At 36.3% G+C, this 24,597-nt stretch carries 21 protein-coding genes; 10 read left to right on the forward strand and 11 right to left on the reverse strand.

From position 1 onward, the window contains the following. The first annotated feature begins 29 nt into the window (after positions 1-29). The 3 genes from YQ22_RS04850 to YQ22_RS04860 are packed head-to-tail and all read left to right on the forward strand — an operon-like array spanning position 30 to position 2,551. Positions 30-1,349 (forward strand): tyrosine-type recombinase/integrase, encoded by a 1,320-nt coding sequence (locus tag YQ22_RS04850; protein WP_071340275.1) that lies wholly within the window; start codon positions 30-32, stop codon positions 1,347-1,349. Next, a complete protein-coding gene (locus tag YQ22_RS04855) occupies positions 1,342-2,085 on the forward strand; it encodes a hypothetical protein (protein ID WP_071340276.1) in 744 nt (247 codons plus the stop codon). Before YQ22_RS04850 ends, YQ22_RS04855 begins: the two co-directional genes overlap by 8 nt. Before the next feature lie 37 nt (positions 2,086-2,122). Next, the gene (locus YQ22_RS04860) at positions 2,123-2,551 is read left to right on the forward strand and encodes a hypothetical protein (RefSeq protein WP_071340277.1); all 429 of its coding nucleotides are present in this window, start codon (positions 2,123-2,125) and stop codon (positions 2,549-2,551) included. Between the two features lie 926 nt (positions 2,552-3,477). On the opposite strand, the gene YQ22_RS04870 is transcribed toward YQ22_RS04860, so the two are convergent. The 11 genes from YQ22_RS04870 to YQ22_RS04920 all read right to left on the reverse strand — a co-directional run bounded on the left by YQ22_RS04870 (position 3,478) and on the right by YQ22_RS04920 (position 16,664). Then, on the reverse strand, positions 3,478-4,437 hold the full coding sequence (locus tag YQ22_RS04870; RefSeq protein ID WP_071340279.1) for a fumarylacetoacetate hydrolase family protein: 960 nt from the start codon (positions 4,435-4,437) through the stop codon (positions 3,478-3,480). Between the two features lie 15 nt (positions 4,438-4,452). Next, positions 4,453-5,592 carry an FAD-dependent monooxygenase gene (locus tag YQ22_RS04875; protein ID WP_071340280.1) on the reverse strand — a complete coding sequence of 380 codons (1,140 nt, stop codon included), beginning with the start codon at positions 5,590-5,592 and terminating at the stop codon, positions 4,453-4,455. Between the two features lie 40 nt (positions 5,593-5,632). Beyond that, a complete protein-coding gene (locus YQ22_RS04880) occupies positions 5,633-6,748 on the reverse strand; it encodes an alpha/beta hydrolase family protein (protein WP_071340281.1) in 1,116 nt (371 codons plus the stop codon). Positions 6,749-6,796: 48 nt separating this feature from the next. Beyond that, on the reverse strand, positions 6,797-7,789 hold the full coding sequence (locus tag YQ22_RS04885; RefSeq protein WP_071340282.1) for a VOC family protein: 993 nt from the start codon (positions 7,787-7,789) through the stop codon (positions 6,797-6,799). A gap of 194 nt (positions 7,790-7,983) precedes the next feature. Continuing rightward, positions 7,984-8,280 (reverse strand): DUF3861 domain-containing protein, encoded by a 297-nt coding sequence (locus tag YQ22_RS04890; protein WP_071340283.1) that lies wholly within the window; start codon positions 8,278-8,280, stop codon positions 7,984-7,986. A 13-nt stretch (positions 8,281-8,293) separates the two neighbouring features. Further along, positions 8,294-8,779: a cupin domain-containing protein gene (locus YQ22_RS04895; RefSeq protein ID WP_071340284.1), complete on the reverse strand. Its 486-nt coding sequence runs from the start codon at positions 8,777-8,779 to the stop codon at positions 8,294-8,296. 21 nt (positions 8,780-8,800) lie between these two features. Beyond that, complete coding sequence (locus tag YQ22_RS04900) at positions 8,801-10,012, reverse strand: MFS transporter (protein ID WP_071340285.1); 1,212 nt, start codon at positions 10,010-10,012, stop codon at positions 8,801-8,803. Positions 10,013-10,024: 12 nt separating this feature from the next. Beyond that, positions 10,025-11,650, reverse strand: a complete 1,626-nt coding sequence (locus tag YQ22_RS04905; protein ID WP_071340286.1) for an arylsulfatase — start codon at positions 11,648-11,650, stop codon at positions 10,025-10,027. A 146-nt stretch (positions 11,651-11,796) separates the two neighbouring features. Further along, positions 11,797-14,679, reverse strand: a complete 2,883-nt coding sequence (locus tag YQ22_RS04910) for a TonB-dependent receptor (protein ID WP_083414191.1) — start codon at positions 14,677-14,679, stop codon at positions 11,797-11,799. Between the two features lie 290 nt (positions 14,680-14,969). Further along, positions 14,970-15,881 carry a helix-turn-helix domain-containing protein gene (locus tag YQ22_RS04915; protein WP_071340288.1) on the reverse strand — a complete coding sequence of 304 codons (912 nt, stop codon included), beginning with the start codon at positions 15,879-15,881 and terminating at the stop codon, positions 14,970-14,972. 24 nt (positions 15,882-15,905) lie between these two features. Continuing rightward, the gene (locus YQ22_RS04920; RefSeq protein WP_071340289.1) at positions 15,906-16,664 is read right to left on the reverse strand and encodes a cyclase family protein; all 759 of its coding nucleotides are present in this window, start codon (positions 16,662-16,664) and stop codon (positions 15,906-15,908) included. A gap of 218 nt (positions 16,665-16,882) precedes the next feature. Here YQ22_RS04920 and YQ22_RS04925 point away from each other — a divergent pair, with 218 nt between their 5' ends. The 7 genes from YQ22_RS04925 to YQ22_RS04955 all read left to right on the forward strand — a co-directional run bounded on the left by YQ22_RS04925 (position 16,883) and on the right by YQ22_RS04955 (position 24,401). Continuing rightward, positions 16,883-17,944 (forward strand): aromatic ring-hydroxylating dioxygenase subunit alpha, encoded by a 1,062-nt coding sequence (locus tag YQ22_RS04925; RefSeq protein ID WP_198033515.1) that lies wholly within the window; start codon positions 16,883-16,885, stop codon positions 17,942-17,944. Then, positions 17,944-18,921, forward strand: a complete 978-nt coding sequence (locus YQ22_RS04930; protein ID WP_071340290.1) for a PDR/VanB family oxidoreductase — start codon at positions 17,944-17,946, stop codon at positions 18,919-18,921. The genes YQ22_RS04925 and YQ22_RS04930 overlap by 1 nt, the downstream gene beginning before the upstream one ends. A gap of 24 nt (positions 18,922-18,945) precedes the next feature. After that, a complete protein-coding gene (locus tag YQ22_RS04935; RefSeq protein WP_071340291.1) occupies positions 18,946-20,244 on the forward strand; it encodes an MFS transporter in 1,299 nt (432 codons plus the stop codon). Between the two features lie 41 nt (positions 20,245-20,285). Further along, positions 20,286-20,879, forward strand: a complete 594-nt coding sequence (locus YQ22_RS04940) for a sulfite oxidase heme-binding subunit YedZ (protein ID WP_071340292.1) — start codon at positions 20,286-20,288, stop codon at positions 20,877-20,879. Between the two features lie 375 nt (positions 20,880-21,254). After that, positions 21,255-22,349 carry a serine hydrolase domain-containing protein gene (locus tag YQ22_RS04945; protein ID WP_156894531.1) on the forward strand — a complete coding sequence of 365 codons (1,095 nt, stop codon included), beginning with the start codon at positions 21,255-21,257 and terminating at the stop codon, positions 22,347-22,349. Between the two features lie 48 nt (positions 22,350-22,397). Beyond that, positions 22,398-23,684, forward strand: coding sequence for a DUF3089 domain-containing protein (locus tag YQ22_RS04950; protein ID WP_198033516.1), 1,287 nt, complete (start codon positions 22,398-22,400; stop codon positions 23,682-23,684). Between the two features lie 267 nt (positions 23,685-23,951). Continuing rightward, positions 23,952-24,401, forward strand: a complete 450-nt coding sequence (locus tag YQ22_RS04955) for a hypothetical protein (RefSeq protein WP_156894532.1) — start codon at positions 23,952-23,954, stop codon at positions 24,399-24,401. The last annotated feature ends 196 nt before the right edge of the window (positions 24,402-24,597 follow it).

Raw genomic sequence — 24,597 nt, forward strand, 5'->3', positions numbered from 1 at the left:
CGGTTTAGTTTTCGCTAAACCGTTTTTTTATGCCTAATTTTAAGGAGTTAGTTACCTTTGAATACGAAAATGAATACGAAAGTGCATACGATTTGTCTTTAAAAAGAACCTTTTCCTCACCTAAAATATATTCTGCAAACGGCGATTTAAAAAAACGCTGGTATGTCTATTTTTCTTTTCGGGAACCTAAAAGTGGAAAATTAAAGCGTCAAACTCCTTTCTACGGGGACGCAAATAAATATAAGACCAAAGAAGATAGAATGTCCGTTTTGGTCATCTATAGAAAAGTTTTATTAAGACTACTGAACCAAGGTTATAATCCTTATTCCGATAACTTAGAATTACACCAAAGTTTACATCGCAAAAACAATGTTGCAGTTCCTGCCGATCTAACCAATAATAATTTAGAGAAATCCGTTCCACTGCCAGGGAAAACATCGATGACAGTAAAGGAAGCTTTTGATTTTGGAATGAAGCTAAAAGAAAAATTGGTAAGCACTAGTACCAAAAGAGATTATCAAAGCAAAATAAAGAACCTTTTGGAATGGCTTTCAGTAAATCACCCTGAAATACGATTCATACCTGAGCTTAACAAAAAGCTTGTTGTAGGATTCTTAAACGATGTGTTACACAGAAATAGTGCACGAACAAGAAATAATTACAAAACCGACCTAAGTAGTATTATACAAGTACTTGTAGATAATGAAATCATAGAACAAAATTTCGTAAAGAAAATACCTAAACTAAAATCTACACCAGAACGTAATAAAACATATTCCCAGAATATTCAAGAGGAAATTTTTGAATATTTAGAAGTTCATGACCCAATTCTATTACTCTACATTAAATTTATCTCTTATAACTTTTTACGACCAATAGAAGTCTGCCGACTTAGAGTAAAAGATATTGATATAAAAAATAGACGAATACAATTTAAAGCAAAGAACAGCCCATTAAAAACCAAAATTATACCAGAGCTGTTATGGAACGATTTGCCAGACCTCAGGAAATTGGATAAAGAAGCCGTCTTATTTACACCGGAAAAAATTGGCGGCGAATGGGACACCCTTGTAGATAATAGGCGAGACTATTTCAGTAAACGCTTTAGAAAAGTCGTTAAAGAGCATTTTAAATTAGGAATAAATTATGGGCTATATAGCTTTAGACACACCTACATAACTAAGGTTTATAGAGCTTTAATGAAGGACTCCTCCCCTTTTGAGGCTAAAAGTAAGTTGATGTTGATCACAGGACATTCTTCCATGACGGCCTTAAAAAAATATTTAAGGGATATAGATGCCGAACTTCCCGAAGATTACTCAACAATGTTAAAAAATGTACATGAATAAAACCTCTTTGGAACTATTGTACAAGAACCTGATCTCAAAGCTGTGGGAAGAACTATTATTTTTCATCCCTGATAATGAAGTTTCAAATGAATTCTTAGAAAACCATAAAGAAATAGAATTCGAAAAACTTCGTAATAAAATATTAGTGATAGATTATTATAAGGGACCTACACGCTACGAAACAGGTAGGGACAATTACATGATAATACTTAAAGACAGCACATTAAAAAAAAGTACACGTCAATTATTAAATGCAAAAGCAAATTCCAATGCACAGGAATTTAATTACATTCTAGAATTATATTTCGAGCAGGTTGAGTGCTTACATTTTATTACAAATTGGCTGAATAAAAATATAACCCAAGTACTACCTCAAGAGGACACTATTCTAGGTTTGTTTAAACTCCAATATAATTTTCACAAGTCACATTTTGAAACAATTCTTAAACAGTTTTATCCCGATATGCAATCTTTGCCGAAAGGTAATTTTAATATCGGAAAATCGGTAGAGTCATCTTTGCCTCATGTATCCAAACTTTTTTATACCAGGGATATACAAAATGTAATACCTGGAGTTTCAAATTTACAAGAAGAGCTGCATGAAAACCTTCCCACTTCTACAGATAAGAAAACACAGCGCAGCAAAAATAAAAAACTACCTCTTATTTCCGATTCTGAGGCAGAAGCGATTTTATTAAAACGTATTTTCAATATTGATTCAAAAATACTTAAATAAATTATACGTAAATTAAACGTTTAATTTACGTATAATTATGACAAAAACTGAAATTTGCAAGTATTGTGGTGGTGACTATGTTCCAAAAAGAAGAGGTGCGCAAAAGTTCTGTAGCAACTCTTGCCGTAGTTTAAACTGGAAAAACAACCAACAGATTAAAGAATTGAAGGTACCAGATGTAAACACTATAGATGAAAAACCTGTTTTAGTACAAAAGCCGAGCTTTCATGAAAAAATGTCTTTAGCAGGAATTGCAAATGCTGCCGCAGGAGCTGCTGTTACAGAAATAGCAAAGGATTTTGTAACACCTTATGCTAACAAACCTGCTACTAAAAAAGATATTGAAGATTTAAAAGCATTTCTTAAATCTCGTTATTTACCTATCTACAATTTAGGCAAAGATGTATATAATAGAATCCCATATTATGATGTCAAAACATGTAACGTTATTTACTTGAAGAGTTAAAATAGAACAGACAAACTTCACTCATAAATATTTAAAAGCTTAAAATACCAGAATTTTAAATCTCTATTTGCTGGTTAATGTTCCTATATCTTGCTCTATGGTGTTCTGGATTTTTGGCATTCTACTCTCGGTAATTTTTAAAAAAAGCATACTTAAAAATAATATACTATTCTATAGAAACTTTGGAATTAAATTACAAATTAACATTCTCCGCACAAATTTAAAGCAGTTTTATAAGTATAGGTGGGGCATTAAAATATTGCGAAAAGCGCCATTAACAAAGTTATAGTTTTGCGAAAATAAAGTTTGAGCGAAACCGGTCGTTGCTGCACTTGAGTAAAAAAAATAATGAACCAGAAGAATCCTGTAGTATTTTATAAATGATACGTCTTAATTTTGAGGGTTTGATATGATTTAATAATACTGATTTTGATTTGAACCCTGTTTAAGTTTTTCATTTATGCTTTATTTTTTGATTTAAGACAAGGGAAGTATGAATTTGTTGATCTGTAAGTTTCGTTTAAAATATTTCGGAGCAATTCTCCTATTATCAAACTATAAATAATATTCTTTATAGGAACTGATAGAATAATTTTCTCAAATTCTCAAATGAATCAATGTGATGGTAAAGCGTATGACGCCATTAAAAAATACGCAATGCCTTAATATTCCGAAATTAGTTTAGAAATATTAAATAAAGGTACACTCTAAATGTGATGATTAAAATCAACGAAATAGGAAATACGGGCTTCAACCTTGCAATTGCACCTAAAAAGGATAGTTGTCTTATACTAAATAAAACGTTTCAACAAGGAAATCAGCTAAACTTATTTTAAATATACTATTCCATTCTAGAATATGCTTTTAAATAAATGAAGCTAACTTAAGTAAATCGAATCCACGAATTAAACAGATAATTTACAAATTTAAACGACTTTATTCCTCAACACCCCAATCCCCTCAATCTCTAATTCAACCTCGTCCCCAGGCTCCAATGGTCTATGAACCGAAAAGTTATTTTCAATAAGACTTCCCCATCCAACGGTACCACTACCTAAAATGTCACCAGGCATTAACTGAACATTATTTTCTGAAGCTCTTTTTATCATTTGCGGAAAGGTCCAATACACGGTTTTATAATTGCCTTCACAGATGGTTTTTCCGTTTATTCGTGCAATCATTTTTAAATCGAAACGACCATCAGTTGTTTGAGGCATTTGCAAATGCTCTGGATGCATTTCTCTTGAAATCGCACACCTATATTTCTCGAATTCATCTTTGGTAACAATGCAAGGCCCAATGGCATTTGCAAAATCTTTGCCTTTATGCGGTCCAAGAGGCACGGTCATTTCCTGTCTTTGGATAGCTCTAGCGGTCCAATCATTAAATATGGTGTATCCAAAAATATAGTCATCGACATTTTCGACCTGAATATCTTTACCTTTCTTACCCATGATAACAGCCAGCTCTAACTCAATATCAAACTTGGTTTCCTTTTCTGGGCGCTTTATTTCAGCTTCTGGCCCATAAATCGCCTGATGATTGGTAAAGTAAAAAATAGGAATGTTATACCATTCTGGGCTAACGGTATGTCCAAAAGACTTTGAAGCATTTAACATGTGTTCCTCAAAAGCAACATAATCTCTAAAACTTCTTGGATTCGTTAGTGGAGCCAATAGTTTTACTTCTGATAATTGATAATGAGGTGCTAGGTTTTCTAGATTATTATCCTTTATTATTTTGAAATACGTTTCATGGTCATCAATAAAGCTTAACATATCATTTGGTAAACTGGCGTCCGCTTTTTGCATAGCAATTACACCATTGCCTTTTAACCAGCCAATTTTAACAGCTCCTATATTATTTTGAAAAGTAACTAATTTCATAACATTACTATTTTATTAATGTGGTGCCATTAAAGTACCAACAGCCTTACCTATGACTTGACCAATATTTGCTCCTTCAGGAAGCGGTTTTCCTTGAAACTCCAATAATTCCCATTCTGCGAGGGTTTCTGATGCATCTACAATCGCCATACATCGTTGGTGACGTCTTTTCATAAAGGCTGTGAAAGCTTTTTCAACAGTATCTGCCTTATCCAATTCCTCTGCTAAAACTACACCATCTTCAAGCGCTAATGCGGCTCCGGAGCCTAATTGCGGAACGGTTGCATGGGCACCATCACCTATAACAATAGCTCTGTTTTTAAACCAAGGGTCTGGTAAATGACTTGCTTCTATTGGACGATAATTGACCAAATCTGGTTCTGTAATTTGAGGGATGATGTCTTGGGCAATCTTAGCTGGAAATTCAGATAAATAATCCTTTAACATAGGCACATAGGCAGATTTCTCAATCCATGGGTTATCGGATCCTTCAGCAGACACCAAGAACATATACATACTGTCATCAGACATTGGTATAAATCCAATTTTACTACGCTTTCCATAATACATATATGCTGTATCTAGGTCCTCATGCTTTTTAAAGGCATACCGCCAAACTGAAACACCCATATACTTTGGTTTAAAATCACCAAAAATCAATTTACGCATATCAGAATTTATACCATCTGAAGCGATTAAGATATCATAGGTTTTTCTAGTGTTATCCGTAAATGTTACGGTAACGTCATCTTTGTTGTTTTCGATATGGGTAACCGTAGTTCCCATTTTATAGTGAACACCAAGTTTGATAGCCTTATCATACATGATTTCATGTAAGGTACGTCTTGAAATACCATTATGGCTAGGGTACTTCCCTATTGGTGGTGCTCCTGCAAGACCAATAAAATGCCCTGTAGAAGTGTACATTTTTAATTGTCCGTAAGGATAACCTTGCTTCATGGTTTCATCAGCTAAGTCTAATTCATCCAATGCTCGAAGGGCATTCATTTGTTGAATAATTCCTACTCCATATACATTATACACATCTAGTCTTTCTGCTATTTCAACTTCAACACCCTTTTGGGCTAAAGCAATTGCAACAGACTGACCTCCAATACCACCACCAACTACGAGTACCTTTTTTACTGCTGACATTTTTAGAACTTTTAAAATTATTAACTATAGAAATAGACTATTAGGCGTGAATTTTCTCTGCAATCCAATCGAACATGTCTAATGCAGGCATAAAATTGTCTACTTGACAATGCTGAGACCCACTTTCACCTTCTGGTACAATTTTCATTTTATGTTCACACGTTAGATGCTTTTCTAATGTTATTGCGTGTTCCACAAAATTCTGTTTATCACCACCACCATGCATTATAAATGTTGGCATAGAGATTTTTTCGGCAACACCGTTCTCTAAGGTGAAGCCTTCTAATTTTTTAAGAACAGCTTCATAACTATCAACACCCATAATATGTTGTACAATTTCAGCTAAAGGATGTTTCCCATTTCTACCTGCCCAAACAGAATAGTAAGACCAGACAGCCCCGAATACCATACATACTTTAAAACGAGGCTCAAATGCTGCACAACGTGCTGCCATGTAACCTCCCATAGATACCCCTGCAATACCAACACTAGTAGTGTCAACTTCATCTTTCAAGTTTTCTAAAACCCAATCCAAAACAGCTGTACCAGCAACATTATAATCATGTCTAGAGTGAATATGGTTTAAACGTAAAGCAGCTCCTTGACCTGGTCCGTCCATAGCTAACAAGGCAACACCTCTTTCCATTAAATGGTCGCCTATTCCAAAATAAAGTTCTTCAGCTAAACTATCTAAACCACCAAACATGACCATTACTGGTGGATTTTTCACGCCTTTTGGCTTAAAAAGATATCCTGGTAAAAAGGAACCTTCAAAAGGAACTTCTACCTGAATTGGTTTTTCTTCAAAATATTTGGTCGCCTTTATAAAAGCTTCTCTTGCTTTAAGGTAGGTCGGTATTTTTCGGTCATCTTGTAGATTCATAAAAAATTCTGCCGTGCGTAAATAATTAAATGCTCTTAAATAGGTTCGCCTAGCAGATACAAAAGCATTGTTCTTTTCATAATCTTCTGCCCAACCATAAACCTCATTACCTTTATTTAGCCAAGCTATATTAAAGGTTTCTCTATTATCTGGGTCAATATTGCCCGCTGCTTCTAATATTTCTGCAAACTCGCCACCACCATAATGTGCTTGGGTCAATGCTCTATTAACTTGATAAGAAGGCATGTATTTGCCTGGAAAAAAATGCCACATAATACGTGTGTGTTTTAAAAATTGTTATTGCTACTTAAATCAAGTAGCCTAAATATCTACAGGTTTCACTGTACCATCATCAGATAGTCCAAGTTTTTTACCTTTCGCCATTTCTGCAAACGGATTTACAGAACCCCATGCATCATTTGGGTTATCTTTTAAATAATGAACATCTAAATGATCTGGTGCAAACACTAATCTAGCACAAGCATAGAATTCAAATAAAATTCCACTTCCTGGATCAACAATGTAGATAAAGAAACCTTCATCTGCCTTGTGCCTTGTTGGTGCACCCATAACACTCTTATACCCCTTTTCTATAAAATAGTCTAAAGCTAAAAGTACCTCTTCACGACTATCTACATTCCAACAAATATGATTTAAAACTGCTTGATTAGGTTCTATATTCGGGTCTGTAAAGATGGCAATGTCATGTGATAAGTTTGCAAGGGTATGTAAACCTCCAATTGGGGGTATTTCATCTGAAATACGAATTTCATCTGGATTTTTAAATCCTAAAGCTTTCCAAAATGCTTTTTCAGCTGGGTAAGCACCTTTTGATACCATATATGTTACGTGGTCAAATCTTCTTGGATTAGCACCTTGTAAACGATTGCTAGCATATCGATCGGCATACACACTACCACGTTGCCCTTCTTCACGAAGCCATTGTACATCCCAAAAAACCTCATGCATATGACCTTCAGGAGATTGAAATTTAAATGCTTTTCCATGGCCTTGGTCACCATCGTACCAACCTCTACCGGCACCGATGCTTTCTAAATACTCAACAGCTTCTTCTAAAGCCTCTGGGCTATCCGCTCTCCACCCAATATGTCCTAGTCCAGACTTGTCGCTTTGCGTTAATTTTAAGGTGTGATGAAAATAATCGCCCCATGCTCTTAAATAAACCGAGCCTTCTTCTCGTCCAGTTATATCCATTCCAACAATATCGCCAAAGAAATGTACCGATTTTTCAAGGTCTTTGGTTAAGACCTCAACATGGGCCATTTGCGAAAAATAATGTGGGTTTTTTGCCATTTCTATAAATATTTATATTCTTTATTACGAATCTATAATTACAAATTTAATTTTATTCTTACTCTTGAATGAATCATATGGAAGACATTGATATTCAAAATCAATACTTTTAAAAATATCAATCAACTAAAACCAATATTTAATATTCATTATTACTAAGTTCTTTAATTGATGTATAAGGAAATACATATTTTTTATTCTTTGGATTTCAATTTTTTCATCATTGCACCAAAGGCCGGTCTAAAGTCATCAAACAACGGATTGTCTTTGTTCTTTAACATCACCTCGCTAAATAGTTTTAAGCCGATAGCAAATTCAACCGAATCTTGTTCCGTCTTAAATCGATTTCGTTTTTTCATGCGTTCAATAATCTCGAAAATATTGTCATGATTGCCAAACTCTAGTTCAATAGGCTCATAAATGGTGTCATTTGGCCTAAGTAGTTCTAATAGCTCAAGTTTCAGTTTGTATTTATTTGCCTTTTTTTCCATAATATAAATGTTGCTATTCCATTACTTCTGGCAAACATTTGCCATTAATTTTAAAAGGTTTTGCTTCAATTAAAACAAAAAGTATTCTACAAATATCCGTAGTACTAGGGTTTCTCCATTTATGAATAGTACCACGTTGCACTATAATTTCTTGCGGACCTACTGTTTTAAATTGGTGGTCATCTAATTCGAGTTCTATGGTACCACTCAGTACAACACCATAATCTATGCTATTACTACGATGCATAGGTGAACTTGCACCCGGTAACATGTCAACAATTCGTATTACAGAACCTCCAGATAGTGTTGTACCTACATCGTTAAACCTACCATCGGATTCATCATTACAGTCGCTAGGTACAGTTAACGTACTCCAAATAGTGGCCATTGCGGCATCTCCTGTTGGTATTATAAGCGGTTCAAACACATCATCTGAACTAAAAATGGCTTTACCTTCTGTAGAATGCCCTGTTACTATTCTACGAATCTTTATTTCCATTATTAAATCATTTGTCTATCGTTACTCCACCGCTTCAACAGGGAACACCTTACCTTTGGTCTCCTCTAATTTAGATAAGAAAAATAAAGCTAATACAGCCAATACAGCAGCAACCCATAAAAAGGCAGATTCATGTACTATATCAGAAAGAGCACCTGAAATAGCAGGCACAATAACACCACCTATAATTTCTGCGACTGCAGTTACAAAGCCAATAGCTTTCGCTTTTAAATGATTTGGAACGGCTTCAGAAGGTACAATTGCAGCAACCAGAGGTATAGCGCCTACCATCGCATAACTAAAAAACATAGCGGGTAAATGTATGCTAGATCCGTTAAGGTAATAAACTGCAAAAGGGTAAAAAATGCCCAAAATTACCGCAATATACAATGCTTTTTTTCTTCCTATTTTATCTGAAATTCCAGGAAAAAATAAGGACGATATTAGCATGGCTACCCCTAATAGGCCCATTGTTTTTTGCATATCATTGGCGCCCATACCTTGTACGTCTGTAAAGTATTTGGTGATAAAAGGAATTGTTGCAAACCACCAACCAAATACGCAGCAGGCTAATGCCGTACCCCATTTAATATTTTTATAGGCCCAAATTTCTTTGAGAGCAAAACCCGTATCCTTTTTTGCTCCTCTACTTTCTGTGGTCGATTTTTTTAAATAGAAAACAGCAATGAGCCCTAGTAATAGACCCGGCACACCTGCCACGTAAAAAGCGGTACGCCAACCCATATTTTCAGCAATTTGGATTAATATCACGGGTGCTAATATAGAACCGAATAATGCACCACCAACGGCTTGTAATATACCTACATTAAGACCAAGTCTGCTTGGTGTAGATTCTCGTTCCACAAAGACTTGCGCTAATGGTATTACTGGACCTTCTGCTAAACCCATTATTAACCGGGCAACAAATAAAGTACCAAAACCAATAGCCATACCTGAACCAAATGAACAGACAGAAAAAATAACGATGGCAATTAGAAACGTGATTTTGTTTTTGTTTTTGGACTCTGACCAAGCAGTGGTATAATAACTGGAAAATGCCCAAGCCAAGGATAAAATTCCTGCTAAGAGCCCTATTTGTGTATTATTTAAATTAAGGTCTTTGGCTACAAAGGGTACTAAATAATTTAGCGCTAAGCGGTCAAAAAATAGTACTCCAAAGGTCAAGGCCATTAGCGTAACTATTCCATTTTCATAAGAGAATAATTTTTTCATTGCTACAATTATTTAATGTGGTGATTTTCTAAACTGTGTTTTTTTACCCATTTCCTCAGACCAGGCAATAACTCCATTATTTTTTGCCCATTCATTGTAAATAGCATCCATTTTTGCGATGGTTTCAGGCTGTGAAGCTGCTATATCGTTTGATTCGGTTCTATCGATAGAAAGGTCATACAGTTCCCACTCTTTTTGGTACTGATGAACACCCTTTAAATCGCCCAGCCAAACTGCACGGTCTCCGAACCATTCAAAACAAATGGGTTGTTCCCTGTTCCAATCTTCACCTTGTAATAAGGGCAGAAAACTTTCACCGGCTAGAGCGTTAGCTTTAATGCCATTGTAGGTTTCAGGATATTCAATACCGGCAATATCTAATAAAGTGGGCATGATATCTACCACGTGGCTACCACCTTTCATTACCTTTCCCGTTTCTTTTTGATTTGGATAACGTATAATAAACGGTGTTGCTAGGCCCCCTTCATAAGGAGATGATTTATAACTTCTTAATGGACTGTTAGATACCTGTGCCCATTTTTTGGAATACGATTCCATTGAACCCGCAGTACCCACAGGGCCTTCATTTCGTTTAACCGTAAAAGGCATTTTACCAACATCCATATTTTCAGCGCCATTGTCAGATAGAAAAACAACTACCGTATTATCCAATTGACCAGTTGTACCTAAATAATTCAGCAGTTTTCCTATATTTTGGTCCAAATTGTCTACCATAGCGGCATAAACTTCCATTTTCAAAGTCCATTCGCTTTTTTCTTTTTCAGTTAAACTGTCCCAAGGTGGTAATAATTTATCTTTAAAGAGATTCCAGTCTTCATTAGCAAGTCCTAGTTTTTTGATGTTCTCAAAACGGAGTTTACGTAGTTCATCCCAACCTGCGTCATATTTTCCTTTATACTTGGCAATATCTTCCGGTTTTGCATGTAAAGGCCAATGCGGAGAATTATAGGCCATATAAAGTAGAAATGGTTTTTCTGCTGGATTGTTCTTTACAAAATCAATGGCTCTTGTAGTGAGTTCATCGGTTAAGTAAAAATCTTCCTTTTCTATAGTATAAACCTCATTACCTTCATACAAGAATGCTGTTGAAGGTGGGCCTTTTAGCAAAGGCTTAGTATCAAAATAACTGGCGCCACCATCCAAAAACCCAAAGAAATTATCAAAACCACGCTGTAATGGCCAATGTGGTCTCTCATTACCTACGTGCCATTTACCGGCCATATAGGTGGAATAGCCTCCTTCTTTAAATACCTCGCCCAGGGTCAGTGATTCTTTATTAATATAACCTTCATAACCTTTTACCCCAAAATCTTCATTAAAGAAGCCCATACCTGCTTTGTGCGGATATTGTCCAGTAAGTAAACTAGTACGTGAAGGCGCGCAAATGGTATTGGTGTAAAAGCGCGTTAACCGTGTTCCTTCAGAGGCAAGACGATCAAGACTTGGCGTATTTATTTCTGATCCATAGTTTCCCAAATCAGAAAAGCCCATATCATCTGCCAAGATTAAAACGATGTTCGGTTTTTTTTCTGGCTGGGGATCCTCTTTTTTGTTTGTATCGGCGTCTTTGCAACTAAGACAGAAAAGGGTAAAAACTCCTAAAATCAGTATTCTCATAAAACAATTTTTAAAATTATAAAACGCTCATTTTCAGCTCGTAAAATATCAAATTGGGGTTTGTCTTTTGAAAGAAACTAAGGATATAGAATTTGAAATTCAATATCCTTAGCGTAAAACACTTATTCAATAAACAAAAACAAAAATTAGAATCTATAAGTGGCCGTTAAGAAATAAGCTCTTGGCATGCTACCTTGTGTTGAGAAAGTTGCATTTGGATTGTTGGCAATAAAATCAGGACCAAAACCATCTCTGTTTAGCGCCTGTGGAAAACCACCTGGCCCTTGCCATCCTAAAATTCCGTATTTGTCTAACACATTATTTATATTTAGTTGTAGACCGAATTTTTTAGAAAAATCATAACCAAATGCCAAATCAACGTTACCAAATGCAGGTAGGGTAAAGGCATTAAGTACATTTGCTTGTCTATCACCCATATAGCTATAGTTTAATGATCCGTAGAACTTTTCACCATTGTAAATAGGGTTGATGTTAAATATAAGGTTAGCACTGTTATCAGCTTCATTACCAGAGTAATCTACAATTGTATCATCACCAGCTCCATCTTCACCTTCTGCCCAAGCTGTATATTTATCAGCTTTTGCATTTTGCACTACTGCATTTGCCCTTACCAACCACTTATCGGTAATATTATAGGTTCCTTCCAATTCAAAGCCCAAAGTAGTATACTCGTTGAACTGATAAGTAGGAGAATAGTTAGTACGACTCTCAGTTGAAAAAGTTTGAATGTTTGGTACATTTTTCAGGTTACTATAAAATGGCGTCGCCACTAGTTTTAATTTATCAGTGTTCACTTTATACCCTATTTCAAATTGGGTTATTTCTTCTAAAAGAGATTCACTCTGATTTAATGTATTTACTAAATCATCATTGTTTAAATCTAAATAAAAGGAGGTTGATGGCGCCTTGTTACCACGCGCAAACCTTGCATAAATAGCGCGTTGTTCACTAAACTTATAATTTAGACCTGCCGTATAAGAAAAGCTGTTTAAATCATAATCGTAATTTATTGGAGGGCCTGCTGTACCCCCTCCATTATCCCAAAGCGTAAGCGGGTTTCCATCACGACCACCAAAAGATGGGTCGTTTTGTCTAGGGTTTCCAATTGCAATAGAATTAAATCCTTCCGAAGATATATTCTCATATCTAAGTCCGTAATCGAATGTAAGTTTTGGTGTAATTTTCCAATTATGTCCAAAGAAAAGTGCAAACACACCCTGAGTAGTTTCTCCATCATCAGAACCTGTCCACCCTACATTCATAAAACCTTCAGGACTTGTAACTTCATACGTATTTCCGTCATTGGCGTCTAAAGTAATCTGAGCTGGCACTGGGCGATCTTGGATAAGCCCACCACTAAGACCCATACCTTTGCTGTAATTTGTAATATCTAATTTTGAGCGGCTATAAAAGCTACCTAAGTTAAAACTACTTTTTTCTGTTTTTTTAGTAAGAATTAATTGATTGGCAATTTCATTTCTGTCAATATCCGTATAGAATAATGGCATAAACATTAATGAATTGGGCTGTATATTAGATCCAGGAAAATTATTATTTGCTCCTGGTGTAAACAGTACAGGTGGCCCGGGCACTGCATTTGGCCCAACGTTAGGAGTCAATGTTACAGTACCAAATTCTTGTCCTGTAGTTGGATCTGCAAATCGGTATGTTCCGGTACGATGTGGTGCCGGCCCAGCAAATAATCCCGGTATTGCATAGAATGGAATGGATGTAGTGCTAATAGGGGTTACTACGGCCGTAGCATTTCTTTCATCATCCTTTCTAGAATATTTAAAATCATTTTTTAAAGAAAAGCCATTCCCCAAATCTTGCACCCAGTTAAAACCAATAGAACGATCTATATTGTGCAGCAAATCTGTAGAATTAATAGTTCTAGAGCCTTCGTCGTTAAACGGTACTTCCAATGAGAAGTCATATAGCGCATAAGAATCGTACTTAGAAAAACCATTTGCTATTTGTGGGTCTTCCCAGTTTGTAGAAGGTATGAAAGCCATTCTGTCATTCTTATCATTCAAATATTTTAAGTTTACTCTAAAAGAACCTGTATTGTATTTTTTTACAATATTAGCTCTAATTTGACCACCCTTATTAATTGGATAGCCACGGTCTCTTGCTCCATCTGATTTACGGTAAAATCCACCAATATTGTATGTCCAACCATTACTTAAAGGGCCACCTACATTAAAATCAGCTCTGTAATATGGGTTTTGGCCATTGCCTTCAAGACCATATTTAGCCCTTACTTCGCCTGCAAATTCATTTCCTCCTGTTTTAGAAACGTAATTAAAAATACCACCTGGAGCATTAGCGCCTAAAATAGATGCGGTACCACCTCTAACAGCTTCAACACGAGACGTCATAGCATCAGCTCTTAAAAATAAATCAGGATATAACTCAACATTTGTAACAGGTAACCCATCTTCTTGCAAAGAAACATAGCGGTAACCATTTAAATTATCAATTGAGTTTGCAGAAAGCCCCCTTGAATAAACGGAGTTCCAAATTTCTCCTCTTGCTTGGTTTACAAAAACACCTGGTATGTTCTTCAATAAATCTGCAGAACTTGTAGGTGCCACTCTTGCCAATTGTTTAGCTCCAATAGTTGTAATTGCCACAGATGCATCCATACGACTTCGTGCATCAAAAACACCGGTAACAATAACATCATCTAATTGCGTAGCATCTTCTGCTAGCGAGACGGATAAAGGTTGTGATTGTGGAACGGAAACAGCAATTTTCTTTCTTGTAAAACCAACATAAGAAATTATTACTTGGTAATCTCCACTATCTAGACCGCTAAGTCTAAATTTCCCATCAAAATCTGTCATGGTTCCATTCTTTGTTCCTTCTATTAAAATAGAAGCACCAGGTAGTACAGCACCAGATTCATCTTTTACTTGACCAGTAATTTCGCCTGTTTGAGCTTGGGCAAAACCAATCATTAAGAATCCGAAGCAAGTTAAGAGTAGCCGAACGTTATTTTTCATTTGAGTTAGTTTAAGTTGATTAAAAAATGATATTAATCATATTAATATTTAAAAATTATTAATATGTTAATAATTATATCTTCAAATTTCCAATATAATAATGATAAATGTGAATCAAAAAAAGAGCAATTATATTCAAAATCAATTCTTTTTGATGTTTTTTTAATTTAGGGTTTGATTAAACACAATTCAAATAGATATAATTTTTCTACAAAATAATTTAGCAGAATCGATACCGGAAAGTGGCAAAATGTAAAATGGGAATACAGAGTAATTCGAAATGGAATACACTAGTTGGTTTGTGCGTATTCTTTTGGTGAAAGGCCGGTTTGTTTTTTAAAAAAACGGGCGAAGTTACTTGGGGTTTGATTACAAAGTTTTACGGCAATTTCTGATACATTAAGTTCAGAATGTTTGATTAAAGTTTTTGCTTCTAGAATAAGCATTTCTTTTAGTAGGTCTTGGGCTGTTTTATCAATTGCGGTTTTAACACATTTATTAAGGTAGTTTGGTGTAACATTCAATAAATCTGCATAGTCGGTTATATTTTGATAATCATAAATATGTTTTGCAAGTGCATGTTTATAGCGTTTTGTAATTTCAAAATTCGACTTTCTATTTTTCGTTACAACCTCTGGCATTTCAGATTTAAGTTCCTCAAAAATTGTCATTAAGTATAAGGAAATCAAGTTTTTACTAGAACTCTCTCCTCTATATATAGTAAATAATCGCTCTAAAATAGTGGCAATAATTTCCTGTGTTCTTGTATTTAATTGTACTATAGGGTTAGACTGGTATTGAAAAAACACAAAGCGTTCGGTCAAAATTCCTTTTGGGAATATATCAAGGATACGTTCATGAAAATGGCAGTAAAAACCTTGGGCATCTTCACTGATCATATCATGCTCCGTAATTTGGTATGCGGGTAAAAAGAAAATGGCAGGAGCCTTAATTTCATAACTATTTAAACCCTTACTTCTTCTAGAGGTTCCTTTTGTTAAAAAAAAGAAATCGTGAAAAGTTTTACGATGCGGTAGTACATGAAAACGTTTCTTGTCACTTATATCATCAATCCTATTGATATGGAAATCATCATGTCTTGTGTTGGATATTATGGGCAACCAATCAATAGAATGCATATGAAAATTAGATATTTCATATGAACTTAAGGTCGGTATATTTTTTTCTTTACCAATTTTCATGTTTGCTCAATACCTAAGTGAAAATTATTCATCCAAAATGGCTACCGCACGGGTCCACCCTGCACTGGCTTTTTCAATTTTTGCCGGAAAACAAGCTACTTTAAATCCAAAAGGGGGAAGTTTATCTAAGTTAACCAATTTTTCTATTTGGCAGTATTCTTTTTCAATACCTACGTAGTGAGCTTGCCAAATGATCCCTGGTCTAGGGTTTGATCTGTAATCCTTAGCTTGTAGGTGTAAAGGAATGTCCCAACTCCATCCATCTGTACCCATAACCTTAATGCCTTGGTCTATTAGCCAATGGGTTGCTTTTGCAGAAGCACCAACATGCCTACTGGTAAAATCTTTTTCATGTAAATGTTTGGAAGCATCACAACGAATTAAAACAATATCGTAAGGTTTTAAGGTGTATTTAATGGCGGCTAATTTCTCTTTTAAATCGTTTGGTTCAAACATATAACCGGCGGGCTTATCCGTAAAGTCCAACACAACTCCATCTCTAAAAAACCAATCCAGGGGCATTTCATCAATTGTTCTTGATGGTTCGCCATTACAGGTTGGGTAATAATGGTAGGGAGCATCAACATGAGTTCCAGCATGACTATTTACCGTTAAAAATTCTCCGGCAGGGCCATTTCCATCTGGAAATACATCACCTAAACCATCGAATAAAATCTTGCCCATAGTCTTTGCACCCTCTTTGTGGTCTTCATAATTAATGGCGGTAGGGAAAGGCTCTTTTACTTTGTCTGAAATAGTTACGGATAAGTCAATTATCTTCATATTCTATTGGTAATAATTCATTTTGAGCATGAACTTTATTAATAAATCCTATTTTTTGTAGGATACTTTTGTAAAGTTGATAAAAAGAATTAATAAAATTGAATCATTTGTACGCTAAATATATTCAATATCAATCCTTTATTGTGAAATTTATTAAAAATGTATCAAATTGTATTCTAAATCATAAGGTTTAGCTGATAATCCTATAAAACAACATCATGTCTACACATACTTTTACCATGAACGAATCTTTTCCCATGAACGCTTGGTATGCGGTTGCTTGGGATGTGGAACTGAAGCATAAATTATTGCCACGTACTATTTGTAACAAGCCTTTGGTGTTATATCGAAAAAAAGATGGGACGCCAATAGCTTTGGAGGATGCTTGCTGGCATAGACTATTGCCCTTGTCCAAAGGTAGTTTAAGGGATGATACGGTTGTTTGCGGTTATCATGGGCTTGAGTATAATAGTGATGGGCGTTGTTCATATATGCCATCGCAAGAGACCATAAACCCATCTGCCTGTGTACGCTCATATCCTGTAATTCAGAAATATCGTTTTATTTGGGTATGGATGGGCAACCCGGCATTGGCCGATGAATCAAAAATTCCGGATATGCATTGGAACGATGATCCAGACTGGGCAGGTGACGGACAAATGATCAAAGTGCACTGTAATTACAGGTTGGTGGTTGATAATTTGATGGACCTTACCCACGAAACCTTTGTACATTCAGAAACTATTGGTGACCGTAATGTGGCAGAAGCACCCTTTGATGTGCACTACGATGAGAAAACGGCTACCGTTACGCGTTGGATGAAAGATATACAGCCACCACCATTTTGGAAAGGGCAATTGAACAAAGTATTTGACCATGATGGTACCGTAGATCGCTGGCAGATCATAAAATTTGAAGCTCCCTGTACCGTAAATATAGATGTTGGCGTAGCCATTGCGAATACTGGTGCTCAAGAAGGTGATAGGTCTAAAGGGGTCAATGGGTATGTATTAAATACCATAACACCATCTACGAACCAGACCTGTCTTTATTTCTGGGCGTTCAGCAGAAATTATAACCTAAAGGACCAAAGTAATACCACCGAACTTAAAAATGGGGTCGCCCATATTTTTTCTCAGGATGAAGATATTTTAGAGGCCCAACAAAAGGCAATCAATGAAAACCCGGATCGTGAATTTTATAATTTGAACATAGATGCCGGGGCCATGTGGGCAAGAAGAATTACGGATAATATGGTCGCAAAAGAAAAGAAGGACTAATGAGATATAGGAATACTTGGGAAGATGCCGTGGTGGGTAAAATGGAAAAAGTTGCGGATAATGTAATGCAAATTCAAATTATCCCTGCAGGTGACACAGCGGCCTTTACAGTGGGCTCACATGTAGATATTGCTGTTTTGATCAATGACTTGCCAGAAATCAGGAGCTACTCTTTGGTTGGGCGGTACGTTCCAAATAAACCCTATACCATAGCGGTAAAACGTTTGCCCGCAAGCCGTGGCGGGTCCAAATATATGTGGGGATTAAAAGAAGGTAGCAAGTTGCGCATTTCACAACCCACCAATCATTTTGAACTTGGTTTTAATACGTCAAATTATCTACTTATTGCAGGAGGTATTGGAATTACGCCCATTCTAGGGATGGCAGAAGAGTTGATAGCAAAAACTGACAAGAATGTACGCATGTTGTATTTGGGCAGGTCTGCCCAAGAAATGCCTTATATAGAAGCGTTACAAAAGGTATTAGGGCAACGCTTAATAGTGCATTTTAGCGATATTGATGGTTTTTTTGATACGTCAAAGATTTTAAATCTTTGCGATATTGAAACGCAAGTATACTTATGTGGACCCATTGGCTTAATGAATGCGGTTCGTAAGACATGGGAAAATGGACCGTTCAACAATCAAAATTTACGGTTCGAGACTTTTGGGGCTTCGGGTTTGTTTGCTCCCCAGGCATACACTGTAAAGATACCGAGGTTTAATAGAGAAGTACAGGTAAATGAAAATCAAACCTTATTGTCTGCTTTGCTTGATGCAAAAATTGATGTCATGTATGATTGTAAAAAAGGAGAATGCGGATTATGTCAAGTAGATATTCTTGAATATTCTGGCGATATTGATCATCGCGATTTCTTTTTCAGCGAAGAAGAAAAAGGTGAAAATAAAAAAATGTGTGCCTGTGTAAGCAGGGTTGCCAATGGTAATATTACCATAGACACTGCTTATAGGGGATAGTTACAACGTCTAATACCAAATAAAATGTCTAAACCAATTGCACTGCAGTTAGATGAGCGTGCCACCTCTACCATGCAATACGCTACCATATTCGTTTGTTTTTTAATGAACATTTTAGATGGTATGGATGTGCTGGTCATTTCATATTGCGCCCCTGCAATCGCTAAATCGTGGGCTGTTGGTCCCGAGGCTTTGGGTGTCGTATTTAGCGCCGGTCTTGCAGGTATGGCATTGGGTGCATTATTGCTGGCGCCATATGCGGATAAGATTGGTCGAAAAAAAATGATTTTAATAAGTGCCTTTTTAATGGGTACAAGTATATTTTTAACAGGTTACACAGAAACAGTACCGCAATTAATTTTTCTACGTTTTATTAGTGGCTTAGGCATTGGTAGTATGCTCGCCAGTACCGCATCTTTAACGGCCGAATACACACCAAATAAATCTAAAGATTTTTGGGTAAGTTTTGTTATAGCTGGTTATCCTGTTGGGGCAGTTTTGGCTGGGTATCTAGCAGCGTCTGTTGTGCCATCTAGCGGATGGCAAATGATGTTTAAATTAGCAGGCTTGGCTTCATTTATTACTATTCCGTTAATTTTTATATTCCTTTCAGAATCCATTGAATATTATGTAAGAAGGCAACCAAAGCATGCACTTGTGAAGGTTAATCGTCTTTTAACTAAATTAAAAATACCTGAAATTTCTACCTTACCAGAAAAACCGGCTAAATCGTTGGGTATTCCTGTAAATCAATTGCTTTCTAAAAAATACAAACGATCTACTATTCAGTTATGGGTAGCCTTATTTTTTGCCTTCGGATGTTTGTATTTTCTCGTCAGTTGGATTCCAAAACTGGCTACGAATGCGGGCTTGTCTATGGAACTGGCCATTTACTCGGGTACGGTTTTTAATGTAGGTGCATTTTTCGGTATTGTCATACAAGGGTATATTTCATCTAAAATGGGACTTAAAAAAACCATTGCCCTGTTCTTGGGAATAACAGCTGTTTTAATGGCAATGTTCAGTGTATTTGTGGGTTCAGATTTTATACTGATAGTCTTTGGACTACTAGGCTTTACCCTACAAGGTGGTTTTGTTGGGCTGTATGCCGTGGCTGCCCGTATGTATCCCACAGAATTTAGAACTACAGGTCTGGGCTGGGCCATTGGTGCAGGTAGACTGGGAGGTGTATTGGGTCCTGCACTTGGCGGTGTACTCGTAGGTATGGGGCTTTCGATGTCCGCCAATTTTATGATTTTTGCCGTTCCTGCGCTTTTGGCAGGGGTGGTTACCTATTTTATTTCATCAAAGGAAATTTCTTAGAAAAACAGAGCATAAACAAATATTGCTCAAAGCGATCAACAATGAACAATTTAAAATCACTTCTTACAGGAAAATATATGCTTTGGCTTCTATTGGCCATACCGGGCGTTATGATGACCTTGAATTACGCAAAAGGACAATTTAAGTATGAAGATATCATGCATATTACCGGAGAATTTGCTGCTCGTATGTTGATTATAAGTCTTATTGCATCGCCAATACGTTTAATGTTCCCTAAAACGAAAGTAGCGCAATGGTTATTAAGAAACAGACGCTTTTTTGGTGTGGCGGCATTTGCCTATACCTTACTCCATACCATTTTTTATGTGCTGGAATTTCCAATTTCTAAAATAGTAAATGAATCAATAGAGCTATCAATACTTACGGGGTGGATTGCCTTTTTCGTGTTTATTCCTTTAGCTATGACGAGTACCAATGCAGCAGTCAAACGAATGGGGCGCAATTGGAAAAAGTTACAACAATGGGTGTATCTGGCTGCTATTATGGCTTTCGCTCATTGGGCACTTCTTGGGCTACAAGGAGAAGAAGGTAGTATGGCCGGAGCTTTGGCCCATTTTGTACCTGTAATGCTTTTACAGCTGTACCGGGTTTATAAGCAGAAGTTTTCAAAGTAATCAGCAAGCTTTTTAGGTTTCTGTCTTTGTTGAATTATGCTTTAATTTTCATTCTAAAATCTGTAAAATTGAACTTCCCAATTTTGCTAGCCAAGGGGAATACTCCAATCCTTGACTTAAAACTCAAGTGACTGGTAAACCCAATGACTGAATACGCTTTTTGCTGTATTGCATTTACACTGCCCTAAATACCAATTCCGGAACAATAGTTTTAACAATAAATCGTTGTAATACGGTTATAAAAGGCTATTTGCAGTAATTAAACGGAACGTTTTGTAAGATGTGGTGGTTTACATTGGCCATTTTTTAAAAACTACACTTGGCTTTTATTTAATTAAACCTTTAGCGCATAAAGTAGTCAGAAAAATAAAATTAATGATGAATAGATACTTTATACTAGTGGTCTTATTTATTTTGGCAAGTTGTCAATCTGATGATACCATAGACCCCATTATAGAAGATGATACGGATACACCTAGTGCACCAGATGTTTCCTTGTATTTTCCGTCAACTTCTACCAACGAATGGGAAACGATAACTCCTAATGAAATAAACTGGGATACGGACAAATTGGAAGAGCTCAGGAATTTTCTGATCGGTGAGAACACAAAATCATTTATGGTATTGCTCAATGGAAGAATTGTAGTTGAGGATTATTACAATGGCCATACGGCTAGCGATACTTGGCAGTGGAACAGCGCGGGCAAAACACTTGTTACCGCTACCGTTGGTATTGCGCAACAAAATAGTTTAATCAATATTGATACTAAGGTTTCTGATTATTTAGGTACCGATTGGACAAGTACAACACCCCAGCAAGAAGATTTGATTACCGTTAAGAACCTGTTGTCTATGACTTCTGGTTTGGACGACGAGCCACAAGTAGTAATTAAAAGAAATTTAACCTATCTGGCCGATGCAGGTACAAGATGGGCCTATGGCAATGTTTTTCAGCGTTTAATGAATGTTGTAGAAGATGCCAGCGGAACGGAATTTGAAACGTATTTCAACAATGAGTTAGGTGATAGATTAGGAATGAACGGCTTTTGGAACAATGGTCTAATCTACCGCATTTATAATAGTGATACAAGGAGCATGGCCAAATTTGGGCTATTGGCTTCACAAAATGGAAATTGGGACGGAACGCAAATCGTTGATGAAAACTTCTTTATTGAAAGCAAAACAACTTCGCAAAATATCAATCCCTCGTACGGCTATCTCTGGTGGCTAAATGGAAAAAGTAAGTACATGCTACCAGCAAGTCAAACGGAATATGACGGAACCCTTGTACCCAATGCCCCAAATGACATGGTTGCCGCTATGGGAAAAGATGAACAGCGCATCTATATTGTACCTAGTAGCAATCTGGTAATTCTAAGAATGGGTGAGGCTACGGTATCTGGTGATAATTTTGCCCTATCGTCTTTTGACAATATGTTTTGGGAAAAATTCAATGAAGTTATTAAGTAATAAATACAGCTATTAACTGCTGTTCCTAAGTTTAGAATGCAAATACCAATGAAAAGCGAACTTAAAGTTTCAAAAGGGATTTCATTCTTAGAAAATCTTTTATTCAACCCTAGTATGAAGTTTAAAATTTTCTTCTTGCTTTGTTGCGCAGTACTACTAATCAGTTGCTCAAAAGAAGGGGATGCTGTCGTTTCCGAAAATGAACAGCAATTGGAAATTCCGCTATCAAGTGTGGACTACGGTTCTATGGATAATTGGTATTTTCATCCTGATCAACTATTAAATTTTCTGAAAACCTATGATTTGGATATTGCTGTCATTGATGAAAATTTAAGCATTAGTTCTACCGTTGAGGTCAGCAATAATGCCGCTATAAATACAGGGGTTGATGTATTTTGGGTGCATCCTACCCATCTTATAAATCCACCGATATCCCCAGGTACGGTAGCAATCGGTAATCAGGATACCAATTTTATCGGGCTATCCATTTTGGCCCAGGGAGCATTATTGGCAAAGTATGGCCGTTTTTACGCACCAAAATATAGGCAAGCCACACCTGCATCCTTCTTAAGCGCTTTTTATACGGAAGAAGAAAGGGCTGCAGCTTTATTGGAAACCTATTCCGATATAAAGGCATCTTTTCAAAATTATTTGGACAACCATAATAATGGGAATAAAATTATTCTTGCCGGGCACTCTCAAGGGTCATTTCTTTTGGCAATGTTAGTGAGAGACCTCTTTGATACGAATCCGGAATTACGGGAAAAACTAGTAACGGCAGCCTTAGGAGGAATGGGCTATGTTTATGCGCTCGATAATTCCACCTTAGGGGGTTGGTGGCAAAACATAGGTCTTTGTAAGACTACGAGTGAGTGTGGGTGTATTCATTACTGGAGAAGTTATGAAAATGATGAGACCATACCGGAGCCTGAAACAACCTTCCCGTCATACAGCGAGACTTTGGTAAATAGTGGATTGGTATATCGCACAACGGATGAAAACAAGGACACGTTTTATCAGGACAATTTAATTTTTGACTCCCAAAGTAGTCCATTGCGCTATATAACGCCAGGTGTTCCATATAGTTTTAGTAATGGGGCAAATTTTGTAGCCTTTGACAATATGTACACAGCTCGTTTTAAAAGAGCATCTAGTCAAAGAACAGGTTTGGCCGTTGATTACATTGCAAACGCATCTGATCAACGACCTAACGAATTAGAAAATTTAGAAAGTCCTATAATATTTTCGGACGGAGATTATCACGTTAAAGATTATCATATTTATATCTGGGCATTAATGCAACAAATAGATGTAAAGATTACGAATTGTCAATAACAGCTAAGCCCTATAATTAAAAATTTAGGGCTAAAATAATCCGGTATAGTCTGCAAATACGGTTGGCTTTAGTAACCCACCACAATAGCAATCATACTTTCTACATAATTACAGTACCCTATTTATGCGCTAGGTTTCAATGCAGAAAACAACAATATGTAAATCGTATCGTTACTTTTTAATAGCGGTAGGTAACCAAAAGTGCTCACATAGGGGTATAACACTATGTGGCATATATTGAGAAAACTATAAAAGAACAGGTGTAATATGGTAACGAAGAGCGTAGTATCCAATTTTAAGCATATCATGAGCGGAAAAATGTATTTCTTCTTTAAGAAAAGTGTGTGGCGCTACCTTTTGGCAACCTTAATGATTGCTGTTGTGGTACCCATAAAACAGTATAATTTCATCACCTCATTTCTGATCTATTTTTTTGGTTTACTGCTAATCGTATTTCCAATAATGATTATGGCCGCCAGGGTTCAGGGGAAAAAAATGGAATTTGATGCGGAGGTAACATTTGCTGAAGAAAAGATAACAATTAGGCATAGAAATAAAGACTTGGTTGAAACCAAGGATTGGAATTGGATCAAGAAAATAAGTGCTACAAAAGATAGGTTTGTTTTGGTGGTAAACCAACGACAACAATTTGTAATTTCTTTAGCTAAAGATGAGCTTACACAAGATGAAATAGCGTTATTTGAAACCAAAATATAAACAACTCCTAACTACCCCATAGAATCCAACAACCAGCAACCAGCAACTAACAACCAACCTTTTACGCTTTCCCGTAATCTAGTACCATTAAGTTTATTTATCTTTCCAATAAATACTAAAGCATACTTCCCTCTATTGCTTTAGAAAATAGAATGGCTTATAATATGGTTTATGTATGATTGCATATAGCCTAACA

The sequence above is a fragment of the Maribacter sp. 1_2014MBL_MicDiv genome, assembly GCF_001865655.1.
Taxonomy (GTDB): domain Bacteria; phylum Bacteroidota; class Bacteroidia; order Flavobacteriales; family Flavobacteriaceae; genus Maribacter; species Maribacter dokdonensis.